At 59.5% G+C, this 237-nt stretch carries 1 protein-coding gene; it reads left to right on the top strand.

Annotated elements, in window-relative coordinates; all coding sequences use genetic code 11:
- A partial coding sequence (locus Q5L94_RS14135; RefSeq protein WP_317498979.1) for a hypothetical protein occupies positions 1 to 206 on the top strand: 206 nt, incomplete at its 5' end.
- Positions 207 to 237: the final 31 nt, after the last annotated feature.

Raw genomic sequence — 237 nt, 5'->3', positions numbered from 1 at the left:
GGTGTTTTTATCGGATTTCAGTCGCGCGGATAAGTCAAGAATTTCGAGCATCAATTCCCCATGCAGCAGGTGTCGATACCTCCGTCGATGAGTTCACCGACCGGGGGGCAGGTGACCTGCATGCAGCCCCCAATTACCTCCCTTCCAAACTTGCGCGCGCGTGCGGTTATTCCGCCGCGCGCGGCTTTTTGGAGGGGATGGCATGAGCACCCACAGCGTGCGCAGTCGGTCCCGGCA

The sequence above is a fragment of the Idiomarina sp. Sol25 genome, assembly GCF_033052775.1.
Classification (GTDB): Bacteria; Pseudomonadota; Gammaproteobacteria; order Enterobacterales; family Alteromonadaceae; genus Idiomarina.
The sequence above is the reverse complement of the archived record's forward strand: the minus strand, read 5'-3'. Positions and strand labels throughout refer to the sequence as shown.